This window comes from Ensifer sp., assembly GCF_035999135.1.
Classification (GTDB): domain Bacteria; phylum Pseudomonadota; class Alphaproteobacteria; order Rhizobiales; family Rhizobiaceae; genus Ensifer.
Map to the genome: position 1 here is coordinate 105,185 of NZ_DASYGZ010000241.1, position 18,733 is coordinate 123,917.

At 62.3% G+C, this 18,733-nt stretch carries 18 protein-coding genes; 11 read left to right on the forward strand and 7 right to left on the reverse strand.

Features of this window, described 5'->3' with window-relative positions; all coding sequences use genetic code 11:
• The first annotated feature begins 18 nt into the window (after positions 1 to 18).
• Positions 19 to 1,020: an acyltransferase gene (locus VGO12_RS31705; protein ID WP_327516703.1), complete on the forward strand. Its 1,002-nt coding sequence runs from the start codon at positions 19 to 21 to the stop codon at positions 1,018 to 1,020.
• A 56-nt stretch (positions 1,021 to 1,076) separates the two neighbouring features.
• On the opposite strand, the gene galE is transcribed toward VGO12_RS31705, so the two are convergent.
• The gene (galE, locus tag VGO12_RS31710) at positions 1,077 to 2,063 is read right to left on the reverse strand and encodes a UDP-glucose 4-epimerase GalE (protein ID WP_327516704.1); all 987 of its coding nucleotides are present in this window, start codon (positions 2,061 to 2,063) and stop codon (positions 1,077 to 1,079) included.
• A gap of 325 nt (positions 2,064 to 2,388) precedes the next feature.
• Between galE and VGO12_RS31715 the strand changes: the two genes are divergently transcribed.
• From VGO12_RS31715 to VGO12_RS31745, 7 genes are all read left to right on the forward strand, one after another.
• Positions 2,389 to 4,026, forward strand: a complete 1,638-nt coding sequence (locus tag VGO12_RS31715) for a TIGR04028 family ABC transporter substrate-binding protein (protein ID WP_327516705.1) — start codon at positions 2,389 to 2,391, stop codon at positions 4,024 to 4,026.
• 66 nt (positions 4,027 to 4,092) lie between these two features.
• The gene (locus VGO12_RS31720; protein WP_327516706.1) at positions 4,093 to 5,037 is read left to right on the forward strand and encodes an ABC transporter permease; all 945 of its coding nucleotides are present in this window, start codon (positions 4,093 to 4,095) and stop codon (positions 5,035 to 5,037) included.
• Complete coding sequence (locus VGO12_RS31725) at positions 5,034 to 5,915, forward strand: ABC transporter permease (RefSeq protein ID WP_327516707.1); 882 nt, start codon at positions 5,034 to 5,036, stop codon at positions 5,913 to 5,915. Before VGO12_RS31720 ends, VGO12_RS31725 begins: the two co-directional genes overlap by 4 nt.
• Positions 5,912 to 7,558, forward strand: coding sequence for an ABC transporter ATP-binding protein (locus VGO12_RS31730; RefSeq protein WP_327516708.1), 1,647 nt, complete (start codon positions 5,912 to 5,914; stop codon positions 7,556 to 7,558). Before VGO12_RS31725 ends, VGO12_RS31730 begins: the two co-directional genes overlap by 4 nt.
• A gap of 28 nt (positions 7,559 to 7,586) precedes the next feature.
• The gene (locus VGO12_RS31735; protein ID WP_327516709.1) at positions 7,587 to 8,633 is read left to right on the forward strand and encodes a putative FMN-dependent luciferase-like monooxygenase; all 1,047 of its coding nucleotides are present in this window, start codon (positions 7,587 to 7,589) and stop codon (positions 8,631 to 8,633) included.
• Positions 8,634 to 8,685: 52 nt separating this feature from the next.
• Entirely contained in the window at positions 8,686 to 9,303 is a 618-nt protein-coding gene (locus tag VGO12_RS31740; protein WP_327516710.1) for a CMD domain protein, read from the forward strand.
• 19 nt (positions 9,304 to 9,322) lie between these two features.
• A complete protein-coding gene (locus VGO12_RS31745) occupies positions 9,323 to 9,925 on the forward strand; it encodes an alkylhydroperoxidase domain protein (protein WP_327516711.1) in 603 nt (200 codons plus the stop codon).
• 333 nt (positions 9,926 to 10,258) lie between these two features.
• Here VGO12_RS31745 and VGO12_RS31750 read toward each other — a convergent pair whose 3' ends face one another.
• From VGO12_RS31750 to VGO12_RS31765, 4 genes are all read right to left on the reverse strand, one after another.
• Positions 10,259 to 11,329: a porin gene (locus tag VGO12_RS31750; protein ID WP_327516712.1), complete on the reverse strand. Its 1,071-nt coding sequence runs from the start codon at positions 11,327 to 11,329 to the stop codon at positions 10,259 to 10,261.
• A 506-nt stretch (positions 11,330 to 11,835) separates the two neighbouring features.
• Entirely contained in the window at positions 11,836 to 12,246 is a 411-nt protein-coding gene (locus tag VGO12_RS31755; protein WP_327516713.1) for a DUF983 domain-containing protein, read from the reverse strand.
• A 177-nt stretch (positions 12,247 to 12,423) separates the two neighbouring features.
• On the reverse strand, positions 12,424 to 13,821 hold the full coding sequence (locus VGO12_RS31760) for a PLP-dependent aminotransferase family protein (RefSeq protein WP_327516714.1): 1,398 nt from the start codon (positions 13,819 to 13,821) through the stop codon (positions 12,424 to 12,426).
• A gap of 95 nt (positions 13,822 to 13,916) precedes the next feature.
• A complete protein-coding gene (locus tag VGO12_RS31765; RefSeq protein WP_327516715.1) occupies positions 13,917 to 14,534 on the reverse strand; it encodes a LysE family translocator in 618 nt (205 codons plus the stop codon).
• Between VGO12_RS31765 and VGO12_RS31770 the strand changes: the two genes are divergently transcribed.
• Positions 14,488 to 15,528: a LysR substrate-binding domain-containing protein gene (locus VGO12_RS31770; protein ID WP_327516716.1), complete on the forward strand. Its 1,041-nt coding sequence runs from the start codon at positions 14,488 to 14,490 to the stop codon at positions 15,526 to 15,528. The two genes, VGO12_RS31765 and VGO12_RS31770, sit on opposite strands and share 47 nt — an antisense overlap.
• A 150-nt stretch (positions 15,529 to 15,678) precedes the next feature.
• On the forward strand, positions 15,679 to 16,464 hold the full coding sequence (locus tag VGO12_RS31775) for a pentapeptide repeat-containing protein (protein WP_327516717.1): 786 nt from the start codon (positions 15,679 to 15,681) through the stop codon (positions 16,462 to 16,464).
• A gap of 56 nt (positions 16,465 to 16,520) precedes the next feature.
• Here VGO12_RS31775 and VGO12_RS31780 read toward each other — a convergent pair whose 3' ends face one another.
• Positions 16,521 to 17,096 (reverse strand): nucleoside 2-deoxyribosyltransferase, encoded by a 576-nt coding sequence (locus VGO12_RS31780; RefSeq protein WP_327516718.1) that lies wholly within the window; start codon positions 17,094 to 17,096, stop codon positions 16,521 to 16,523.
• A 213-nt stretch (positions 17,097 to 17,309) separates the two neighbouring features.
• On the opposite strand from VGO12_RS31780, the gene VGO12_RS31785 reads away from it, so the two are divergent.
• Positions 17,310 to 17,759 carry a thioesterase family protein gene (locus VGO12_RS31785; RefSeq protein ID WP_327516719.1) on the forward strand — a complete coding sequence of 150 codons (450 nt, stop codon included), beginning with the start codon at positions 17,310 to 17,312 and terminating at the stop codon, positions 17,757 to 17,759.
• Here the strand turns inward: VGO12_RS31785 and VGO12_RS31790 are convergent.
• On the reverse strand, positions 17,747 to 18,706 hold the full coding sequence (locus VGO12_RS31790) for a LysR family transcriptional regulator (RefSeq protein WP_327516720.1): 960 nt from the start codon (positions 18,704 to 18,706) through the stop codon (positions 17,747 to 17,749). The genes VGO12_RS31785 and VGO12_RS31790 overlap by 13 nt on opposite strands.
• Between the last annotated feature and the right edge of the window lie 27 nt (positions 18,707 to 18,733).

The following is an 18,733-nucleotide window of genomic DNA, read 5'->3' on the forward strand; positions in this document are numbered from 1 at the left end:
CGGGAAGTTGAGCGCGCGATGAGCACGATCTACGGCATCCAGTATTTGAGGGCAGTGGCCGCACTTGGTGTCGTCGTCTTCCACGCCGCCGAGCGGACCGGGCACCACTTTGCAATCGGTGCTGCCGGCGTCGACATCTTCTTCGTGATCAGCGGCTTCATCATGTGGGTGATCAGCGCGCGGCGGCCGATGTCGCCGCTGGCTTTCCTGCGCGATCGCGTGCAACGGGTCGTCCCGATCTACTGGCTGGCCACAGGGGTGATGGTGATCGGCGGCCTTGCCGGCCTGTTCCCCAATCTTGTCCTGAGCAATGGTCACGTGCTTGCTTCGCTGCTGTTCGTGCCGATGCGGTCTCCAAGCAACGGTGAAATCTGGCCGGTGCTGGTGCAGGGCTGGACACTGAATTACGAGATGTTCTTCTACGCCGTCTTTGCCCTCACGCTGCTGCTGCCGCAAGCGCTGCGGCTGATCACGATGACCGCCGGCTTCCTGGCACTGGTTACGGCTGGATTCGTGTTGGAGAGCGAAAACGCGCTCGTGGTGACCTATACCCAACCCATCCTGCTGGAATTCGTGGCCGGCATGGTTGTTGCCAGATTCTGGCTGCAGGGAAGGATGGCAGGGCCCGCTCTCGGTGCGGCGCTGATCATTGCGGCGGTTGCAGGTTTTGCGGCCCTTGCCGTGTTCGGCCTGCCTTTCGGCGCGCTCGTCCTCGGGCCGTTGGCGGTGATGCTTGTCATCGGCACCCTGGCGCTAGAGCGCGCCGGCTGGTTTCGTCCGCGTGGACTGCCGATCCTGCTTGGTGATGCGTCCTATTCGATCTACCTCTGGCACACCTTCGCCATCTCGGTGGTCGTCAAGGCCTGCGCGCTTGTCGGGGTGAACCCGCTCGCGTCGGCGCTGATAGCGGTGGCCGCGGGTACGGCCCTCGGCGTTCTGGCATACCGGCTAGTTGAAAAGCCCCTGACGCAGCGTCTGCGTGCGGCACTTGTCTCAAGGCCGATGCAACACTCGGCATGACGAGCAACAAAATGTCCGACGCGGCGGCTGTCGCCGCGCCGGCCATGGTGAGCGTCTCAGCCGTGCTGATTGCGGCGCGAATGCCAGTTCCAGGCCGTGCGCGTGATGTCGGTGAGGTCGTATTTCGGGACCCAGCCGAGAATGTCGCGCGCCTTGTCATTGTTGGCGACCAGCGTCGTCGAATCGCCTTCGCGACGGTCGACGAGATCGACCTGGAACTCACGTCCCGAGACCTCGGAGATGGCAGTCAGCAGTTCCTTGACAGTCGTGCCGGTGCCTGTGCCGAGATTGAGTTCGACACTGTCCCCGCCTTTAAGCAGATGTTCGACGGCGCGCACATGCGCATCGGCGAGATCGAGCACGTGGATGTAGTCGCGAACGCAGGTGCCGTCGCGCGTGTCGTAGTCCGTACCGAAGATCTTGAAGCTCTGGCGCCGGCCGAGCGCAGCATCGATCGCAAGCGGGATCGCATGCGTCTCAGGCTCATGCCATTCGCCAATGCGGCCTTCCGGGTCGGCGCCGGCGGCGTTGAAGTAGCGAAGGATGACCGAACGTAGGCCCTTGTACTGTCCGTAGTCCTTCAGTGCCTGCTCGCACACCCATTTCGTGCGGCCATAGGGATTGATCGGCGCCTGGCGGTGCTGTTCGTCGATCGGTACGCTTTCCGGCAGGCCATAGGTGGCGCAAGTGGACGAAAAGACGAACGCCTCGACGCCGGCGGCCAGCGCCGCCGAAAGCAGTGTGAGCGTGCCGATGACGTTGTTGTCGTAGAACGAGACCGGGTCCTTCACCGATTCTCCCACCTCGATCATCGCCGCAAAATGCAGGATCGCCCGCGGCTTGTGGCGAGCGAGCACCTCGTCGAGCCGCGCGCGATCGCGGATATCGCCCTTCTCGAGCACACCCCATTTGACGAATTCCTCGTGGCCGTTCGACAGGTTGTCGTAAACGACGGGCTCGAAACCCTTTTTCGCGAGTTCGAGGCACGTGTGCGAGCCGATGTAGCCGGCGCCGCCGACGACGAGGACTTTGTTGCTTTCCATGATTCTTCCTTGGGAGGTTCAGAAATTGCCCAGATTTTTCAACGGATAATGACAATGCTGTCAAAGCCGCGCGCAATCAAGCACGCCTCCATGTCGCGCATGTGGCGGTGGTTATCAGCGCGTATCTTTCCACACACGTGATGAATATCGACCCTTCAAAATTGGTGGGAAAAAGCGAGTTGGGGACAATTATCTCCATTGCGACGGAGTGCTAGATGCTTCTTTCCCTTCAGGGTCGACAAATAGCATATTAATTTACTAGATTTAATTGATAAAGCTGCCAGTGGTCGTACCATAGCCTCCTGAATTTCGAAGGAAGGCTCCCATGACGACGAAACTGAAACGGCTGGCGCTTACTGTGGCGTCGCTCGCGACCTCCGCGCTTGTTCTCACTGGTGCGCACGCGCAGACGGATGAGCCGGTCAAGGGCGGCACGCTGATCTATCTGGAACAACAGGCCCATACGAACCTCTATCCGCCGGCTGGGGGCTTCTATCCGAACGGCGGCATCCTCAACCAGATCACCGACAAGCTGACCTATCAGAATCCGAAAACGCTGGAGATCGAACCGTGGATCGCGGAATCCTGGAGCGTGAACGCGGATGCGACCGAATACACATTCAAGATCCGTCCTGGGGTGACGTTCTCTGACGGTTCGCCGCTCGATGCAGCCGCGGTCGCCAGGAATTACGACGTCTTCGGCCTTGGCAACAAGGCATTGAAACATCCGGTCTCCGAGGTCATCAACAACTACGACCGCAGCGAGATCGTCGATGCGCTGACCGTCAAGTTCTACTTCAAGAAGCCTTCACCGGGTTTCCTGCAGGGGACGTCGGTCATCGGCTCCGGACTTGTCGCTGCCAGCACGCTTGCGCTGCCGTTCGAAGAACTTGGCGACGCGACGAAGATTATCGGCTCCGGCCCCTTCGTGGTCGAGAGCGAGGCGATCGGCAAGGAACTGAACCTCAAGGCGCGCGAAGAGTACACTTGGGGCCCGGCAAAGCTTGAGCATCAGGGCCGCGCCTATCTCGACGGCATCAAGTACATCATCACCGGGGAAGACAGCGTTCGCATCGGTGCATTGCTTGCTGGCCAGGCGGATTTCATCCGCCAGGTCCAAGCCTACGACGAAAGCCAGGTCGAGGCGCAGGATTACCGGATCTATGCGCCCTCCACCCGCGGCGTGAACAACAGCGTCGTCTTCCGCCCCGACAATCCGCTGGTCGCTGATGTCAAGGTCCGCCAGGCGCTGTTACATGCAACCGACAGCAAGGAAATCGTTAGCACGCTGTTTTCGGCCAACTATCCTCAGGCGACCTCGATCATTGCTTCGTCGGCACTCGGCTACAAGGATATCTCGGCGAAGCTCAGCTTCGATCCGGACAAGGCCAAGGCCCTGCTTGACGAAGCGGGCTGGTCTGTCGGCGCCAACGGCCTGCGCCAGAAGGATGGCAAGGAACTCGTGCTGACGGCCTATGAATCGCCGCCGCAACCGCAGAACAAGGAGACGCTGCAACTGGTTGCCCAGCAATGGGGCAAAGTTGGCGTCAAGCTGAGTGTTCTTGCCGGAGACAGCGGCAGCAGAACGGTGGACGATCTGGACCCGTTGAAGACCCCCGTTTCGCCCGCCATGGTCGGTCGAGCCGATCCGGACGTGATCAAGAGCCAGTACTATCCGAAAAACCGCGACGTGCTGCGCCAGAAGGGCGGGCTGAGCGACAAGGTTCAAAACTTTGCCGACAGCAAGCTCAATGGCCTGCTCGAGGCGCTCGCATCAGAGCCGGACCGGCAGAAGCGGTTGGCGATTGCCGGCGAAGTCCAGGATTACGTGGTGGACCAGGCCTACGCGATCCCGATCTTCGAGGAACCGCAGGCCTATGCCGGCGCCCCCTATGTCCAAGGCGTCGCATTCGAGGCCGTCGGACGTCCGAGCTTCTATAGCACCTGGCTTTCCGAACGTTGATCGATGGGACGGCCACGCAAGGTGGCCGTCCATTTCCCCATGAAATTGCGTGCAAAGGAACCGATCATGTCGGGCTACTTGCTCAGTCGCGTCGCGCAGGCCCTGTTCGTGTTATGGGCCGCCTTCACGATTTCCTTCGTGCTGCTGCAGGCAATGCCTGGAGATGCGATCCTCATCAAGTTCCAGAACCCGGATCTTGGCCTGACGGCGGCGCAAGTGGCCGAAATTCGCGCCTCCTACGCCGTCGACAGTTCCGTGCCCATGCAGTATGCGCGCACGCTCGGCAATTTCCTCAGCGGCAACTATGGATATTCGGTCCAGGCTGGCGTGCCTGTCGGCAGCCTGCTCGCCGCGCACCTGCCGGCGACCTTGAAGCTCGCCACGCTCGGATTTCTCCTTGCCACGGTCCTCGCGCTGCTGGTCGCCTTCCTCTCCAGCCTCACGCGGTTCAGTTGGCTGCGCGGCGCGCTGCAGTCGCTCCCGTCCCTGTTCATCTCGATCCCGACCTTCTGGCTCGGCATCATGCTGATCCAGATCTTCTCCTTCAGGCTCAAGCTGGTTCCGGTCATCAATCCGGGCCCCTGGCAGGAACTGATCCTGCCTGTGCTGACGCTCGCCGTGCCGATCTCCGCCCCGCTCGCCCAGGTGCTTGTCCGCAACATCGACGACGCGATGACGCGTCCCTTCGTTGCCGTCGCCCGGGCAAAAGGCGCAAGCCGCTTCTGGGTTCTCTCCCGGCATGTCGCAAAAAACGCACTCCTGCCGACGCTGACCATCGCCGGCGTTCTCCTCGGTGAACTGATCGCAGGGGCGGTGGTGACCGAGACGGTCTTCGGATTGAACGGCATCGGCGGCCTCACCGAGCGTGCCGTCGGAAGCCAGGACGCCGCTGTGCTTCAAGCCATCGTCGTGTTCTCGGCGCTCGCCTTCGTAATCATCAATCTTGCCGTGGACCTCCTTTACCCGGTGCTCGACCCACGCCTCAGGACAAAAGCTGGAGCTGCCGCATGACTGCGTTCGATACGTTTCACAGTGACATCGGTGCCGAGGCTAGGCGGGAGGGCAACCGGCGGTCAGCCGCAATTTCCCGGCTGCGCCACTTGCCTAAAGGGTTAGTCTTGGCCTGGCTGGTACTCGCCGCGGCTCTGCTCTTCGCCATCGCACCGTCTCTGTTTACCGGCCACAATCCGCTCGAAGGGGTCGGCGGGCATCAATTGAAACAGCCGAGCGCTGCGCATTTGCTGGGCACGGACGCACTTGGACGGGACCTCTATGCCCGCATCGTCTATGGTGCCGCCCAGTCGCTGACAGGCGCCTTTGTCGCCGTCGGCCTCGGGCTCGTGGTCGGTACCGGCCTTGGCGTGATTGCCGGCTCGGTTCGCCCCCGGTTCGACGACGCGATCATGCGCATCGTCGACGTTCTCCTGTCGATCCCGCCGCTTCTGCTTTCGCTCAGCATCATCATCCTGCTCGGCTTCGGCACGGTTAATGCCGCGATAGCCGTTGGCGTTACGTCTGTCGCGGGCTTTGCCCGGCTGGCACGTGCAGAAGTCGTCCGTGTCCGCCGCAGCGACTACGTCGAGGCCGCTTTCGGCAGCGGCGGGACCTTCGCCTCCGTCCTCTGGCGCCATGTCCTGCCGAACTCGCTCACATCGGTTCTCGCCTTCGCGTCCCTGCAGTTCGGCTCGGCTGTGCTGCAGATCTCGACCCTCGGATTTCTCGGCTACGGCGCACCGCCGCCGACGCCGGAGTGGGGACTGCTGATTGCCGAAGGCCGCAACTACATTTCGACGGCCTGGTGGCTGACGACGGCGCCGGGTGTGGTTGTTGTGCTCGTCGTCCTTGCCGCCAACCGCGTCAGCCAATCCTTCGGAAAGGCATCAGCATGACAGTGGTCCCCGAGAAACTGCCTCCGGTCCTCGAGGTCGAGGGATTGTGCATTGCCTACCGCGACGGTCAGGTCGAGCGGCGCGCCGTGCACGATGTCTCTTTCCGGATCGGTCCGGGTGAGGTCGTCGCATTGGTCGGCGAATCCGGTTCCGGCAAGACGACGACCGCGCAATCCATCATCGGCCTGCTGGCGGCGAACGGCAGGATCGAAAGCGGCAACATCAGGCTCAACGGCACGGATATCGCCGGCTGGTCGGACCGTCGCCTCGATACGGTGCGTGGCGCCAAGATCAGTCTCGTGCCGCAGGATCCGGGAAGTTCGCTCAACCCGGTCAAGACCATCGGTGCGCAGCTTGGCGAGATCTTCCGCATCCATCGCGCTTTGCGCCCGGACGAGATCGACGCGCGTGTCGTTTCGCTGCTTGGCCGTGTCGGCTTGAGCGAGCCCGAGTTGCGGGCCCGGCAATTTCCGCACGAGCTTTCCGGCGGAATGCGCCAGCGCGTCCTGATCGCGGTCGCCATCGCGCTCAAGCCGCAACTGATCATCGCCGACGAACCGACGAGCGCGCTCGACGTCACTGTGCAGAAGCGCATCCTCGATCTGATCGACGAGTTGCGGACCGAGTATGGCACCTCGGTCCTCCTGGTGACGCATGACCTCGGCGTTGCTGCTGACCGGGCGGATCGGATCGTCGTCCTGCAACGTGGCAGGGTGCAGGAGCAAGGGGCCGCCAGCGTCGTCCTCGCAAGCCCGCGCAGTCCCTACACGCGCCAACTGATTTCCGACGCTCCGTCATTCGCTGATCCATCGGCAAGGCCACCACGCGTGAAGCTGCCGGGCGCTACGGAGGCTTCGGACAAGATCGTGGTGGTCGAAAACCTCGTGCGCGAATTCGCCCGTGCGGGCGCCGGGGGTAGGTTTTGTGCGGTGAATGATCTGAGTTTCAGCGTTCGCCGTGGCACGACCCACGCAATCGTCGGCGAGTCCGGGTCCGGCAAGACGACAACCATTCGCAGCATTGTCGGCTTCGACAGGCCGACGACAGGTCGCATCGAAGTCGACGGCAGCGAGATTTCGCGCCTGAGCGGAGAGGATCTGCGACAATTCCGCCGAAAGATCCAGCTGGTCTACCAGAACCCCTATGGCTCGCTCGATCCGCGCCAGAGCGTCCTGCAAATCGTGACGGAGCCGCTGTCGAATTTCTCGCGGCTGGCGCGTTCCGACCGCGAGGAAAAGGCGAGGGCGATCCTTGCCCGGGTCGGGCTGCCTGAAGATGCGCTCGCGCGACGGCCACATGCGCTGTCCGGCGGACAGCGCCAGCGTGTCGCGATTGCGCGGGCGCTCGTTGTCGATCCGCAAGTGGTGGTGCTCGATGAAGCGGTCTCGGCGCTGGATGTCACGGTGCAGGCCCGCATCCTCGACCTGCTCGCCGAATTGCAGAGCGACCTCGGCCTTACCTACCTGTTCGTATCCCACGATCTCGCCGTGGTTCGCCAGATCGCCGACAGCATCTCGGTATTGAAGGACGGCCGGCTTGTCGAAGGCGGGAGGGTCGCAGAGGTCTTCGACGCACCCCAGAGCGAGTACACCCGAGACCTCATCAACGCCATCCCGGGACGCGCACGCCGGGCTGCGGCGTGACGCATCGACATCTTTCACAGGAATGACCATGACTGAAACGATCCCTCGCAAGCGCCTTGGCTTCTTTACCCGCCTGCTCGACGACGTTCCGGCCGGCACGCGCTATCACTATGCCAAGGAACAGATCGTGACGGCGGAGCGCTTCGGCTTCGACACGGCCTGGGTTGCGCAACACCATTTCCATGCCGACGAGGGCGGGCTACCCGCTCCCCTGGTGTTCCTCGCCCATGTCGCGGCCGAAACGACGCGCATCCGCCTCGGCACCGGTGTGATCACGCTGCCTTTGGAAAACCCGATTCGGGTGGCGGAGGACGCGGCCGTTTTCGACCTGCTCTCGGGCGGCCGCCTGGAAGTCGGATTCGGGACCGGTGGAACGCCGTCTTCCTTTACCGCCTTCGGTCTCGAAAGCGCGGAGCGCGGTGCGATCTTCGGCCGACATCTGCAGACGGTGCTCGACGCATGGGTCGGGCGCTGCCTTGCCGGCGGTGACCGCCTCTACCCTTCGGCACCGCAATTGCTCAATCGCATCTGGCAGGCAACCTTTTCTGTTGCGGGCGGTGAACGGGCCGGCCGCGCCGGCGATGGCCTGATGCTGTCGCGCACGCAGCCGCGTCCCAACGATGCGCCCGACGCCACCCTGGCCGACCTGCAGAACCCGATCATTGACGCGTATCTGCACGCGCTCGCTCCCGGCCGGGCGCCCCGCATTCTCGGTTCCCGAAGCCTGTTTGTCGCCGATAGCCGCGCTGAAGCATTGCGGCTCGCCGAAGTCGGGCTTGTGCGCGGCGCCGAGCGCCTGATTGCCGCCGGCCACAGTGTCAGGGGCAACTCGCTCGCGGACCTGATTGCCGCCTTCGACGTGCATGTCGGCACGGCCGAGGATGTCATCGAAAGCCTCAGGGCCGATGAGACGCTGGAGCGCGTCACGGACCTGGTGTTCCAGGTCCACTCCGTCGATCCGCCGCATCCGCTCATTTTGCGCTCGATTGAACTGATCGCGACCAGAGTGGCGCCGGCGCTCGGTTGGTCGCCGCTCGAAAACCATCGGTCACGCCGCTTCGGCGCTGTCGGTTGAACCGGATCCTGCCTCATCTGTGCCCATTGCCATCTACCAAAGGAGACGAAACATGACCCTCGCGTCACCCGACGTCATCGACCTGCTCAGCGGCATTTCGCCTGGCTCGGCGCTCGATCGCATCCGCGCCCAGCGGCCGGAAACCCGCGAACAGGCGCAGAAGAGCTATCTCGCGCTGTTTCAGCCGGAGGATTTCGGCGATGTGACGTCGAACGAGCGCCATGCCGTGGCGAGCTTTGTCGCCGGCCTGCATCGGCAACCCGACATCTACGACTTCTACACCAATGGGCTCGAGGAGAGTGTCGCCGGCCGTTGGCTGGTCGAGCTGCTGAAGGCGGAGATCGGGGCAGGGCTGGCAACCGGTCCCTATGGCAATTACCCGGGTGGCCCTTTGAGCGCTGAAGACGAGGCAGGCCCGACCTATCAGGTCACCGCGGCAAGCCGCGAGGCACTTGGCCGCAAGCTTGCTGCCGCCCTGGAACACGCGCATTTGCTCGTCCTTCACCCGCGAGACGCCAATCCAAGGGCGCTGCAAGCCTTGCTGGACGCCGGCTGGACGGTGAACGGCGTCGTCACGTTGTCACAGCTCGTTTCCTTCGTCGCGTTCCAGATCCGGGTGATTGCGGGCCTTTCGCTCCTGTCGTCCGCATCGAAGCGCGCCGCCGCCTGATACCCGAGAGGATCTGCAAATGACCGACCAGGCCATTTTTCCCGAAGTTGCCAACCCGCCTGTCATCTTTACCCAGGCTGAGATCGGCTGGACGCCGTGGTTGCAGCCGCTCGCCGAAGACGAGTTGACCGACCGTCACATCAGCGGGCTCGTCGAAGCTGCGCGCGCAAAGTCGCCCTACTTCCGATTGCTCGTGCGCGATCCCGACGTGCTTGAGGCGCGGACGAAGACCGACAAGGACATCTTCTACAACACGCGTTCGGGTCTGCCGCGGGCAGAACGCGAACTGGCTGCGACAGCTGCATCTCGGTTCAACGGCTGCATCTTCTGCGCATCCGTGCACGCGCGCTTTGCATCGCATCATTCGAAACGTGGTGAAGACGTGCAAAAATTGCTCGACGAAGGTGTGGAAACCGATCTCGGCGAGCGTTGGAATGCCATCGTCGCCGCGTCCGTCGCGCTGACCAGGACTCCGCCGGTCTTTGGGGAAGAGCATATCACCGGTCTCGCGGCCGCTGGCCTCGACGAACTGGAAATCGCCGACGTCATCCATGGTGCCGCCTTCTTCAACTGGGCAAACCGCCTGATGCTCTCCCTCGGCGAGCCGACCCCCGCAAATTGATCCGCAAGGCGGCTTGCCTTGCACACTGGACGTCACAGCAAAGCCCGCGATCTCTTGAGACGTCGCGGGCTTTGCGTTGCCGGGTCGACAGCAACGCGTTCGTTGTTTGCTCGACGCGGCTCGAGAGTTGCTACATCGCAGACATGAAGCCGCTTAGCCGCACGTCACAGCGCCCTGCATCCCGGCAGGCGGACAAGCTTATCGCCTTTTCAAGCGGGTCAGTCGACGATCAGAGTTCGAGCGCAAATAGAGACGCGCTTTACTTGGCTGGAATAAGAAAAGCCCGCAACGTCTTGCGACGTTGCGGGCTTCCTTCATCCGAATTTCTTCAGATTAGAAGTTGCGCTGCAGGCGGACGAAGCCGAGAACCTGATCGTCCGAACCGCCGCCAACGACGTCGGTGTCTTCGTACTGAACCGACACGCGGGTCGCGAGACCTTCGGTGATCGCGTAGTCGAGCGTTACGCCCGCGCGCCACTTGGACAGGTCGTTGTTGAAGTCGTTGCCGGTGCGCAGGCTATCCCAGTACTGAACGCCGGGGGTGATCTTCAGCTTGTCGGTTGCCTTGAAGGCGTACGAAGCTGCAACGGTCCATTCCGATGCCTTCCAGTAGGTGTTCGGATCGGAAGCCCAGATACCAGCGACCTGGAATACGCCCGGACCGAGGTCAGCCGAGAGCAGGGCGCGGATTGCGCCTTCTTCAACTTCGGTGTCGTAGCCGCCGAGCAGGTCGAAGGATACGCCGCCGAGGGTCGCCGAAACGATACCCTGAACGCCGACGCCGTTCGACTTCGTCGACCAGCCTTCGAGTTCGTCAACCGCGATACCGGCCTGGAACGAACCGCCGTCATAGAGGTAGGCGATCGAGTTGAATTCAGTGACGTTGCCGATCGAGTCGGTTTCGCCGTTCAGGCCCTTATCCCACCAGCTGTAGAAGAAGCCGGCCTTGAGGCCGCCGAGCTGGATGTAGGCTTCGTCGACGTCGATGAAGCTGTCGCCATCGTCGGTGTCGTTGTCGGCGTTGAATTCAGCAGCGAAGAAGCCGGTGAGCGTGCCGTACTCGGTGTCGCTCTTGGCGTCGAACGAGATGTAAGCGCGCGAGAAGGCATCCCAGTCAGACGTCGACTGATCAAGCACCTTGTTGCCGTCGAAGTCGTACTTTGCCTGGTTGTAACGGCTGGTCGAAGCGTCACGGCCGAACGAGGTCTGGAAACGGATGAAGCCGCCGATCTTGAGGCAGGTTTCGGTGCCCGGGATGTAGAAGTAGCCAGTGCCGAAAGCGTCGCAAACGCGAACGTATTCCATGGGCTCCGGCTCGGCTGCGACGATGGCGTCAGCTGCCTGGGCGCCGGAAACTGCTGCGAGTGCAGCAGCGGAGCCGAGAAGAAGGCTTTTGATATTCATGCGGTCGATCTCTCTTTTGTTTTCAAGGTCAACAAGGCCCGACCCTGGACGTCCCCCCAGAGATTTATCGGCTACCTCGCTCGCGCTGCTACGAAATGAACCAGCCACGATGAATCGCGGCGGACAGCGGCGACACAGCTAGCACAAAAAACACGACAGTTATGCAACAATGTCATTTGAGAACATTCCCAGCGGCAATTGCTATAAATTGTTGCCGAACTGCAACAATCATATATTACTAAAATAAGATCGACTTAATAATCAAAGTAACGTTCGCAATTAATATTATAAAGTATGCCATTGTATGACGAAAAACGCTCATAAAAACTTCACAGTTTTCACATTGACGTTGCCTTGATGTTGTTTTACGTACAGCCGGCCTTTGAGAAGAGAGGCTTCCGGTGAAAGCGCCGTCAACTATCAACAGTTGGCGGCGCAATTATTTTCCAGGGGTTTTTGGGGGCCTGTCGCGCGTCGAGACCGGGCGCCTATGCAGCTTTGAAGCGTTACTGCGTTGCCGTAACCGGCGGATCGGGAGCGCGCCTGACGACCTTTCCTTCTTCGGCTTTGTAGAAGTACTGGCTAGAGACCAGCCACCCCTTTAGCGGACGAAGCGGCGGTATGCAGGTCAGCAGCATGAAGGGGCCAGTGACCAGCAGGTGGACCCAAAGGGGTGCGCTGTACTGCACCTCCAGCCAGACGCCGAGGAAGACGCTCGGCACGCAGGCAAAACAGATCACGAAGAAGGCCGGCCCATCCGCCGGATCGGCGAAAGAGTAATCCAGTCCGCAGACCTCGCATTCCTTGCGCATCTTCAGGAAGCCATTGAAAAGATGACCCTGACCGCAGCGCGGGCAGCGACCACGCAGCCCGGTCTGCATCGGCGGGATCGGAGGCCAATCGTTTTCCGAAGTCATCGTATGTTCCTTTCAGGCGTTCGGGCCGGCGCGAGACGTTGAGCGCCGATGTTGCCTGTCTAGCGGTCAGCCGTTCCGTGGCGCCGCCCAGGCTCACGGAAATAAAGCGCCGGAAAACATACATTGTCAATTAATTGTATGCATACAATGCTGCGACAATTCCGCCCGGTGCTTGCTTCAAATGACGAGGCTGGCGGAGGCTGGAGCGTTCGTGATCAGATCGGCGATGATCGAAAGACTGTTTTTTAGTTCCGTGCGGGAGGTGGCGGCGCCGAGCCCGAGCCGCACCGCCTCTGGAGGCATGTCCAGCGCAAAGGCGTCGCTGACGACGACGCTCACCCCGGCCGCCTGGAGTCGTGCGTTCAATTCTCCGCGCGTCCAGGGCTGCGGCAGTCGCAGCCAGGCGTGAAATGCGCTGGGGTCCGTCCTGAGCGTAGCGGTTGGAAGAAGTTCGGCGGCGATCTGCTGCCGCGCAGCCGTCTCTGCGCGGATCGCTGCAAGCGCTGCATCTGCCGTCCCATCCTCGATCCAGCGCGTGGCGATCATGGCTGCGAGCGGCGAGGCCATGCCGACGGTTGCGCGAATGGCGCCCTCGAGGCGGATCGAACTGCGACTGTCCGGCACCACGAGATAGGCGATCCGCAAGGCCGGCGAAAGGCATTTGGCCAGCCCGCCCACGTAGTACACGAGTTCGGGCGCCAGCGACGCCAGGGGTGGCGGAGGCGAAACGGGAAGGGCACCATAAGCGTCGTCTTCGATGATCGGAACACCGTAGTGACGGGCGATCGCCACGATGGCGCGTCGGCGCTCGAGCGACAGCGTCGCCGTCGTCGGGTTGTGAAGGGTGGGATTGCAGTAGAGCGCCTTTGGCGCCCTTTTGGCGCATTCCGCCTGGAATGCTTCGGGAATGAGGCCGCTGTCGTCGATGGCGACGCCGCGAAGTTCGATGCCCAGATGCGCTGCAAGCGCGCGCAGTCCGGGATAGGTGATCGCCTCGCAGCAAACCGTGTCGCCGGCCTTCGCCAGGGTGCTGATGGTCGCAAGCAGCGCCCCTTGCGCGCCGGCGCTTACCAGTATGCGTTCCGACGGAATATCGCCCAGCCGCTGCTTGAGCCACGCTGCGCCAGCGGCGCGATTGTGCGCGGCCCCGCCGGGTGCCTGATACCGCATCAGCAGTCCAAGGCCCTGATCGGCCTGCAGTCCAGCGATGTCGTCCCAAAGCCGTGCGGCGAGCCCCAGGTCGTCGAACAGCGGTGGCAGGTTCATGCTCATGTCGACGACGCTGCTGGCGGTCGGACGCGCGATCGTCGCCCTTCGGGGCTTCACATAGGTGCCCTGACCGACCCGCCCTTCGACGAGGCCGCGATGCCTGGCTTCGTTGTAGGCACGACTGACCGTGGTGAAGTCGATCCCGAGCGCCTCGGCCAGCGCGCGCTGCGGCGGCAGGCGCGCGCCATCGGGGAGGCGGCCCTCGCCGATGTCCCGCGCAATGGCGTCGGCGATCGCAAGATAAAGCGGCCCATCCGACTTGCGGATTACGGGCCGCCATGAAATCTCCACTCGTTCGCCTGTCATTGCCATATCCCGGTTTCAATTGTATGTATATTGCATGGTTTTCGGCGATTGGGCAAGGGGCGCTGAGCCGCGCTGCTCCGCGACGAAGCGTCGCCTCAGCGTGTAACGCTCGCCGTTGCCAGCATGGCGCCGAGGCCGACAAGCAGCGCGCCGAACACGCGGTCGATCCAATGTCTGACGCCGAGAAGGCGTGCCTGGATCGCGTTCGACGAGAAGAACGTCGCCACCGTGGCGAACCAGAGCACATGTCCAGCGACGATAAAGGCACCATATGCGACATGCACCGGCAGCGGCGTTGCCGGTCCGACGACCTGTATGAACAGGCTGACGACGAAGACCGTCGTTTTCGGATTGAGCGCGTTGGTGAGAAAGCCTGTGCGCAGCGCGCCGAGATCGGAAAGCGCGGGCTCGACCGGTGGTGCGTCTTTCCCTGACGGCTTCGCGCGCAGCATCCGCACACCGAGCCAGATGAGATAGGCAGCGCCGGCAAGCTTCAGAACGCTGAAGAGCAGAAGCGATTGCCGGATAACCAGGCCGATCCCGAACAAGGTGTAGGCGATATGAACGCAGACGCCTGCACCGATCCCGAGCGCCGTCAGCAGGCCCGCGCGCCGCGACTGCAGGAGGCTGTTGCGCGTGACCATCGCAAAATCGGGACCCGGGCTGATGATGGCGAACATGGATATGGTGAGTACGGCTAACAGTTCGGTCATTGCAATTCCTGTTCCTTCGACTGATAAACTCGATCGTAGAGTGTATTTCAGGGCGCTAAAAACGATGATTTCTGACGATTTTAGTGAGCCACACTCACACATCCCATCGGCTCGAATTCCGCCGTTGGCCGCCCTTCGCTGTTTCGAAACGGCGGCACGGCTGGAGAGCTTCAGCCGCGCCGCAGATGTGCTGAACCTGACGCACGGCGCCGTCAGCCGGGCGGTGCGGCTCATCGAGGACGATCTGGGTGTACAACTGTTCGACCGTCGCAACCGGCGCGTTTTCCTGACTGAAACGGGGCGGCGACTCGCCCAGGCGGTTCGGCAGGGGTTCGGTCTCGTCGAGGCCGCCGTGCGCGATATCCGCGCGGAAGCACGGTCGCCCTCGTTGGTGATTTCCTGCGAGCCGACACTTCTCATGCGCTGGCTCATTCCACGGCTGCCGGAGTTTCAGGCGTCTCATCCGGATCTGGCCGTGCATCTGGTTGCGGGCGGTGGGCCGGTGACATTGGGGCAAGGGATTGATCTCGCCATCAGGCGCGACGATTTCCATCCGCCGGAGGGAATCGAGGCCGTGCCGTTGTTTCACGAGCGGATCGGGCCCGTCTGCCGAGCCGACAAGGTCGCATCGTTCTTCGATCAGGCTGTTGCCGCTAGGGCGGCATCACTGCGTGCGGATGCTGTTCTCTTGCACACACGCACGCGTCCGGATGCCTGGACCGCATGGGCGAAGAACACCGGTCTCCCCGTGCCACCGGGGCGGTCGCAGAGTTTCGAGCATTTCTACATCAGCCTGCAGGCGGCAGTCGCAGGCATCGGGGTTGCGATCGGCCCATGGCAACTCGTCCGGGACGATCTCGACAATGGCCTGCTGGCGGCACCTCTTGGCTTCGTCGACGACGGTACGCGCTACAATCTGCTGTCGCCATCGCCCATTGGCCAGCAAGGGCCGAAGGCGTCGCTGCGCGATTGGCTGCTCACGGCGGCGCGGTAAATCGTTCTGTCTTTCATTTCTGTTATTTGCATAAAGGGCAGCAACGTCATACGTTTACCCCCAGTGCTTCGTCCGAAGAAAAGTACGCGGACCGAGCGCGCAGGCCAAGAAATTGCAATTGATTCGACCTCCGGGTCCTGGAGCGGCGCCATGAACATCCATCAGATCGACCTCCACCAAGGCCACGGCGCAAGTCGCCTATCGCTGCTGCCGAATGCCGCAGCGTCAAAGCCCGGGGGAGCGAGGCGCCTGCTTGCGCCCATCGCCTCATTCTGCCTGCTTTTCCTCGTCGCGCCCGCTGTCAGCCACGCGGCAGGCAACTGCAAGGATTCCGCCGTCGCTGGCGCCGACTGGACGGATTGCAACAAGAAAGCGCTCATGCTCGGCGGCAGCGATCTTCAGGGAGCCAACCTCGTCAACACCGACTTTACCCTCACGGATCTGCGCGGTGCGAACCTGACGAACGCCAATCTTGAGAAAGCCACGCTGGTACGCTCATCCGTCGCCGGGGCGACGGCGAACGGCGCGAATTTTGCGAAGATCGAAGCCTACCGTTGCAACTTTGCCGGAATTGCCGCTGAGAAGGCGTCCTTCGTCAATTCCGAACTGCAGCGCGCCAATTTCAGCGGGGCGAAGCTGACGGGGACGAGTTTCGAGAAGGCCGAACTCGGACGGGCCGATTTTGACAAGGCGGAACTCACGGGTACGAAGTTCTCGCACGCGAACCTCTCGCGCGCCGATCTCACCAACACCACCTTCACCGGCTCGATCGACTTCCAGGGGGCCTTCATGTTTTTGACGCGGATCGAAGGCGTCAATCTGTCCGAGGCCACCGGCCTTGAACAGGAACAGGTCGACATGATGTGCGGAGACAGTTCGACCAAGTTGCCGGCGGGGCTGAAGGCACCGACCGGCTGGCCTTGCCCAACGGATTGAGATGATCGCGACGACGGGGCCGATGCGGCTTTCGCGCGGCCACGCGGCCGCGTTCTTTAGCCCAGGTGCTGCCTGGCTGCGATCGCGAGGCACTCCTTGAAGGCTTCCAGGTCGGTCAACCGCGCCGCTTCCGGCACTTCCCGTTGAACGAGTGTGCCATCCCGTCGCAAAACGCCGCCGTCGAGCATGAGATTGTCGGCCATGTCGAAGTCCTCGATGCTGATCCCATCGGGTCCTGCCATACGGCCATCGGCACGAAGTGCGGCCTCTCCCATGTAATGGTCGTTCAAGATGCGCTCGTAATAGCTGCGCGAGGTGTTGGTGTAGGCGTAGGCATGTTTTCCACGCCCGCACATGAAGCCGAGTTCAAACACTGTGCCGACGTCGGCGCTGATGCCGCGAAAGGGTGTCAGATTGGCGATGATCATGTCGCACGCCATCATCATCCCTTCGTCGACGGCGTAGATCGCCAGGCCGCGCTCGTGCTTGGTTGCGGCGGGCGGGATCTCGAGGTCGCCGGGCACGAGCGGCGTGAAGCCGGCTGCACGCGCAAGTGCCGCCTTCTCTCGTTGAATCTCGACCGCATTGGGCAGAAAGACTTCCGGACCAGCGAGATAGACTTTCACGTGCATTCCTCCTGTAATTGACCGCGCCAATCTAGGGGGGCCAAACGCCCGCGACTAGCCATCGATCAGAGAACGGGGCCTATCTTGCCGGTTTTCTTCGGCTTTTTTCCGTCATCGCGACCGCGATATCTGCAACGAGGGGCGCCCCCTGACCGGCGTGGACAGATCGCGCGGGTATCGGTTATGTCTTCCAGCCGGTAACGATCATCGAGGCGATCCATGTCCGTCCAAGCTTTGACCACCTATGTCGGCGTCGCGCACCCGTGGATGTGCGACACGATGGGGCACATGAATGTGCGCCATTATGCAGCGATGTTCGACGATGCGAGTTTCCAGCTTCTCGGGCACATCGTTGGTCCGGAAGGCCAGTCCGAGAGCGCTCGTGGTTGGGCCGATGTGCGTTCGGAGGTCGAGTACAAGCACGAGACCAGCGCCGGCGCACTGATCACCATCCGCTCACGTGTGATCAAGCTCGGGCGCTCGTCGGTGACTTTCGAACAGGTCATGTCCGGAACACTCGACGGGGTTGTGCACGCGGTCAACCGGACGACGACGGTGCGCTTCGACCTTCAGGCCCGGGCCGCCATCGCACTGGAACCGGAGGCGCGGACGCGGGCCGAGGCGCTGCTCTCGGACGGTGCGCCAAGGTCGGGCGATCAGTCGGCGTAGACGCGCTCTTCGGCAGGCGTTTCGGCGATCAGCGCCTGCAAGCCGGCGATCAGGGCCTTCTCGGCGCGGTTCAGCGCCTTTTCCGAATTCGTCAGCATGAAGATGTCGATGGCCGGCGGATCGTCGTAAGGCGGCAGGCGAAAGAGGAGCCCGTCCGCCACGTCGCGACGGGCGACATGCAATGGCAGCGAGCCGACGCCGAGACCGGCGAGCGTCATGCGCCGCACCTCCTCGAGGCTCGACGACACGCCGACGACGTTGGCATTCAGCTTGGCTTCGCTGCGAAGCAGCGCCACCGGCCGAAGCGCGTCGGCGATATGGTCTGTATGGAAGGATACCGAGGTCTCGCCCTTGAGGTCGGCAAGTTTCAACCCTTTGCGCCCAAACAGCCGGTGGTGCGGACCGCAAAAGAAGCCGAAGAACTCACGAAAAACCATCAGATAATCGAGCGCCGGATCCCTCACGCTGACAAGGCAAAGCCCGAAGGACGCGCGCTTTTCACGGACCTGTCGGGTGACCTCGCCGCTCGGCCCGACGTTGATCGTCAGCGTTGCGCGCGGGTAGTCGCGGTGAAACTCCATCAGAGCCCGATCGAAGATCGGCGATACGACATGGCTCGCGACTGCAATGGTCACATGACCGGTGACGTCATCGCTGACGCCACGCACGAGCTGTGGCAGTTGCGAGATCGTGCCGAAGACCTCGACGCTCTGCTCGTAAAGCAGTTGTCCCACTTCGGTGAGGTCAAACCGCGTCGCATCGCGCTCGACCAGACGGCGACCGACGCGGTCTTCAAGGCGCCGGAGCGCATTGCTGACGGTCGGTTGCTTGAGGTTCAGCCGCTCGGCCGCGCGCGTGATGCTTTTCACTTCCGCGATCACCACGAAGGTGCGCAGAAGGTTCCAGTCAAGCTCCCAAACGAGCCGTTCCAAGCGTGATTGAGACATTCGCGAAATCTATGCCTTCTATTCCCA

Bases quoted from the DNA above. Each gene is read 5' to 3' on its own strand.
- VGO12_RS31705 (WP_327516703.1), top strand. From the start codon at position 19: ATGAGCACGATCTACGGCATCCAGTATTTGAGGGCAGTGGCCGCACTT.
- galE (WP_327516704.1), bottom strand. From the start codon at position 2,063: ATGGAAAGCAACAAAGTCCTCGTCGTCGGCGGCGCCGGCTACATCGGC.
- VGO12_RS31715 (WP_327516705.1), top strand. From the start codon at position 2,389: ATGACGACGAAACTGAAACGGCTGGCGCTTACTGTGGCGTCGCTCGCG.
- VGO12_RS31720 (WP_327516706.1), top strand. From the start codon at position 4,093: ATGTCGGGCTACTTGCTCAGTCGCGTCGCGCAGGCCCTGTTCGTGTTA.
- VGO12_RS31725 (WP_327516707.1), top strand. From the start codon at position 5,034: ATGACTGCGTTCGATACGTTTCACAGTGACATCGGTGCCGAGGCTAGG.
- VGO12_RS31730 (WP_327516708.1), top strand. From the start codon at position 5,912: ATGACAGTGGTCCCCGAGAAACTGCCTCCGGTCCTCGAGGTCGAGGGA.
- VGO12_RS31735 (WP_327516709.1), top strand. From the start codon at position 7,587: ATGACTGAAACGATCCCTCGCAAGCGCCTTGGCTTCTTTACCCGCCTG.
- VGO12_RS31740 (WP_327516710.1), top strand. From the start codon at position 8,686: ATGACCCTCGCGTCACCCGACGTCATCGACCTGCTCAGCGGCATTTCG.
- VGO12_RS31745 (WP_327516711.1), top strand. From the start codon at position 9,323: ATGACCGACCAGGCCATTTTTCCCGAAGTTGCCAACCCGCCTGTCATC.
- VGO12_RS31750 (WP_327516712.1), bottom strand. From the start codon at position 11,329: ATGAATATCAAAAGCCTTCTTCTCGGCTCCGCTGCTGCACTCGCAGCA.
- VGO12_RS31755 (WP_327516713.1), bottom strand. From the start codon at position 12,246: ATGACTTCGGAAAACGATTGGCCTCCGATCCCGCCGATGCAGACCGGG.
- VGO12_RS31760 (WP_327516714.1), bottom strand. From the start codon at position 13,821: ATGACAGGCGAACGAGTGGAGATTTCATGGCGGCCCGTAATCCGCAAG.
- VGO12_RS31770 (WP_327516716.1), top strand. From the start codon at position 14,488: ATGATGGCGAACATGGATATGGTGAGTACGGCTAACAGTTCGGTCATT.
- VGO12_RS31765 (WP_327516715.1), bottom strand. From the start codon at position 14,534: ATGACCGAACTGTTAGCCGTACTCACCATATCCATGTTCGCCATCATC.
- VGO12_RS31775 (WP_327516717.1), top strand. From the start codon at position 15,679: ATGAACATCCATCAGATCGACCTCCACCAAGGCCACGGCGCAAGTCGC.
- VGO12_RS31780 (WP_327516718.1), bottom strand. From the start codon at position 17,096: ATGCACGTGAAAGTCTATCTCGCTGGTCCGGAAGTCTTTCTGCCCAAT.
- VGO12_RS31785 (WP_327516719.1), top strand. From the start codon at position 17,310: ATGTCCGTCCAAGCTTTGACCACCTATGTCGGCGTCGCGCACCCGTGG.
- VGO12_RS31790 (WP_327516720.1), bottom strand. From the start codon at position 18,706: ATGTCTCAATCACGCTTGGAACGGCTCGTTTGGGAGCTTGACTGGAAC.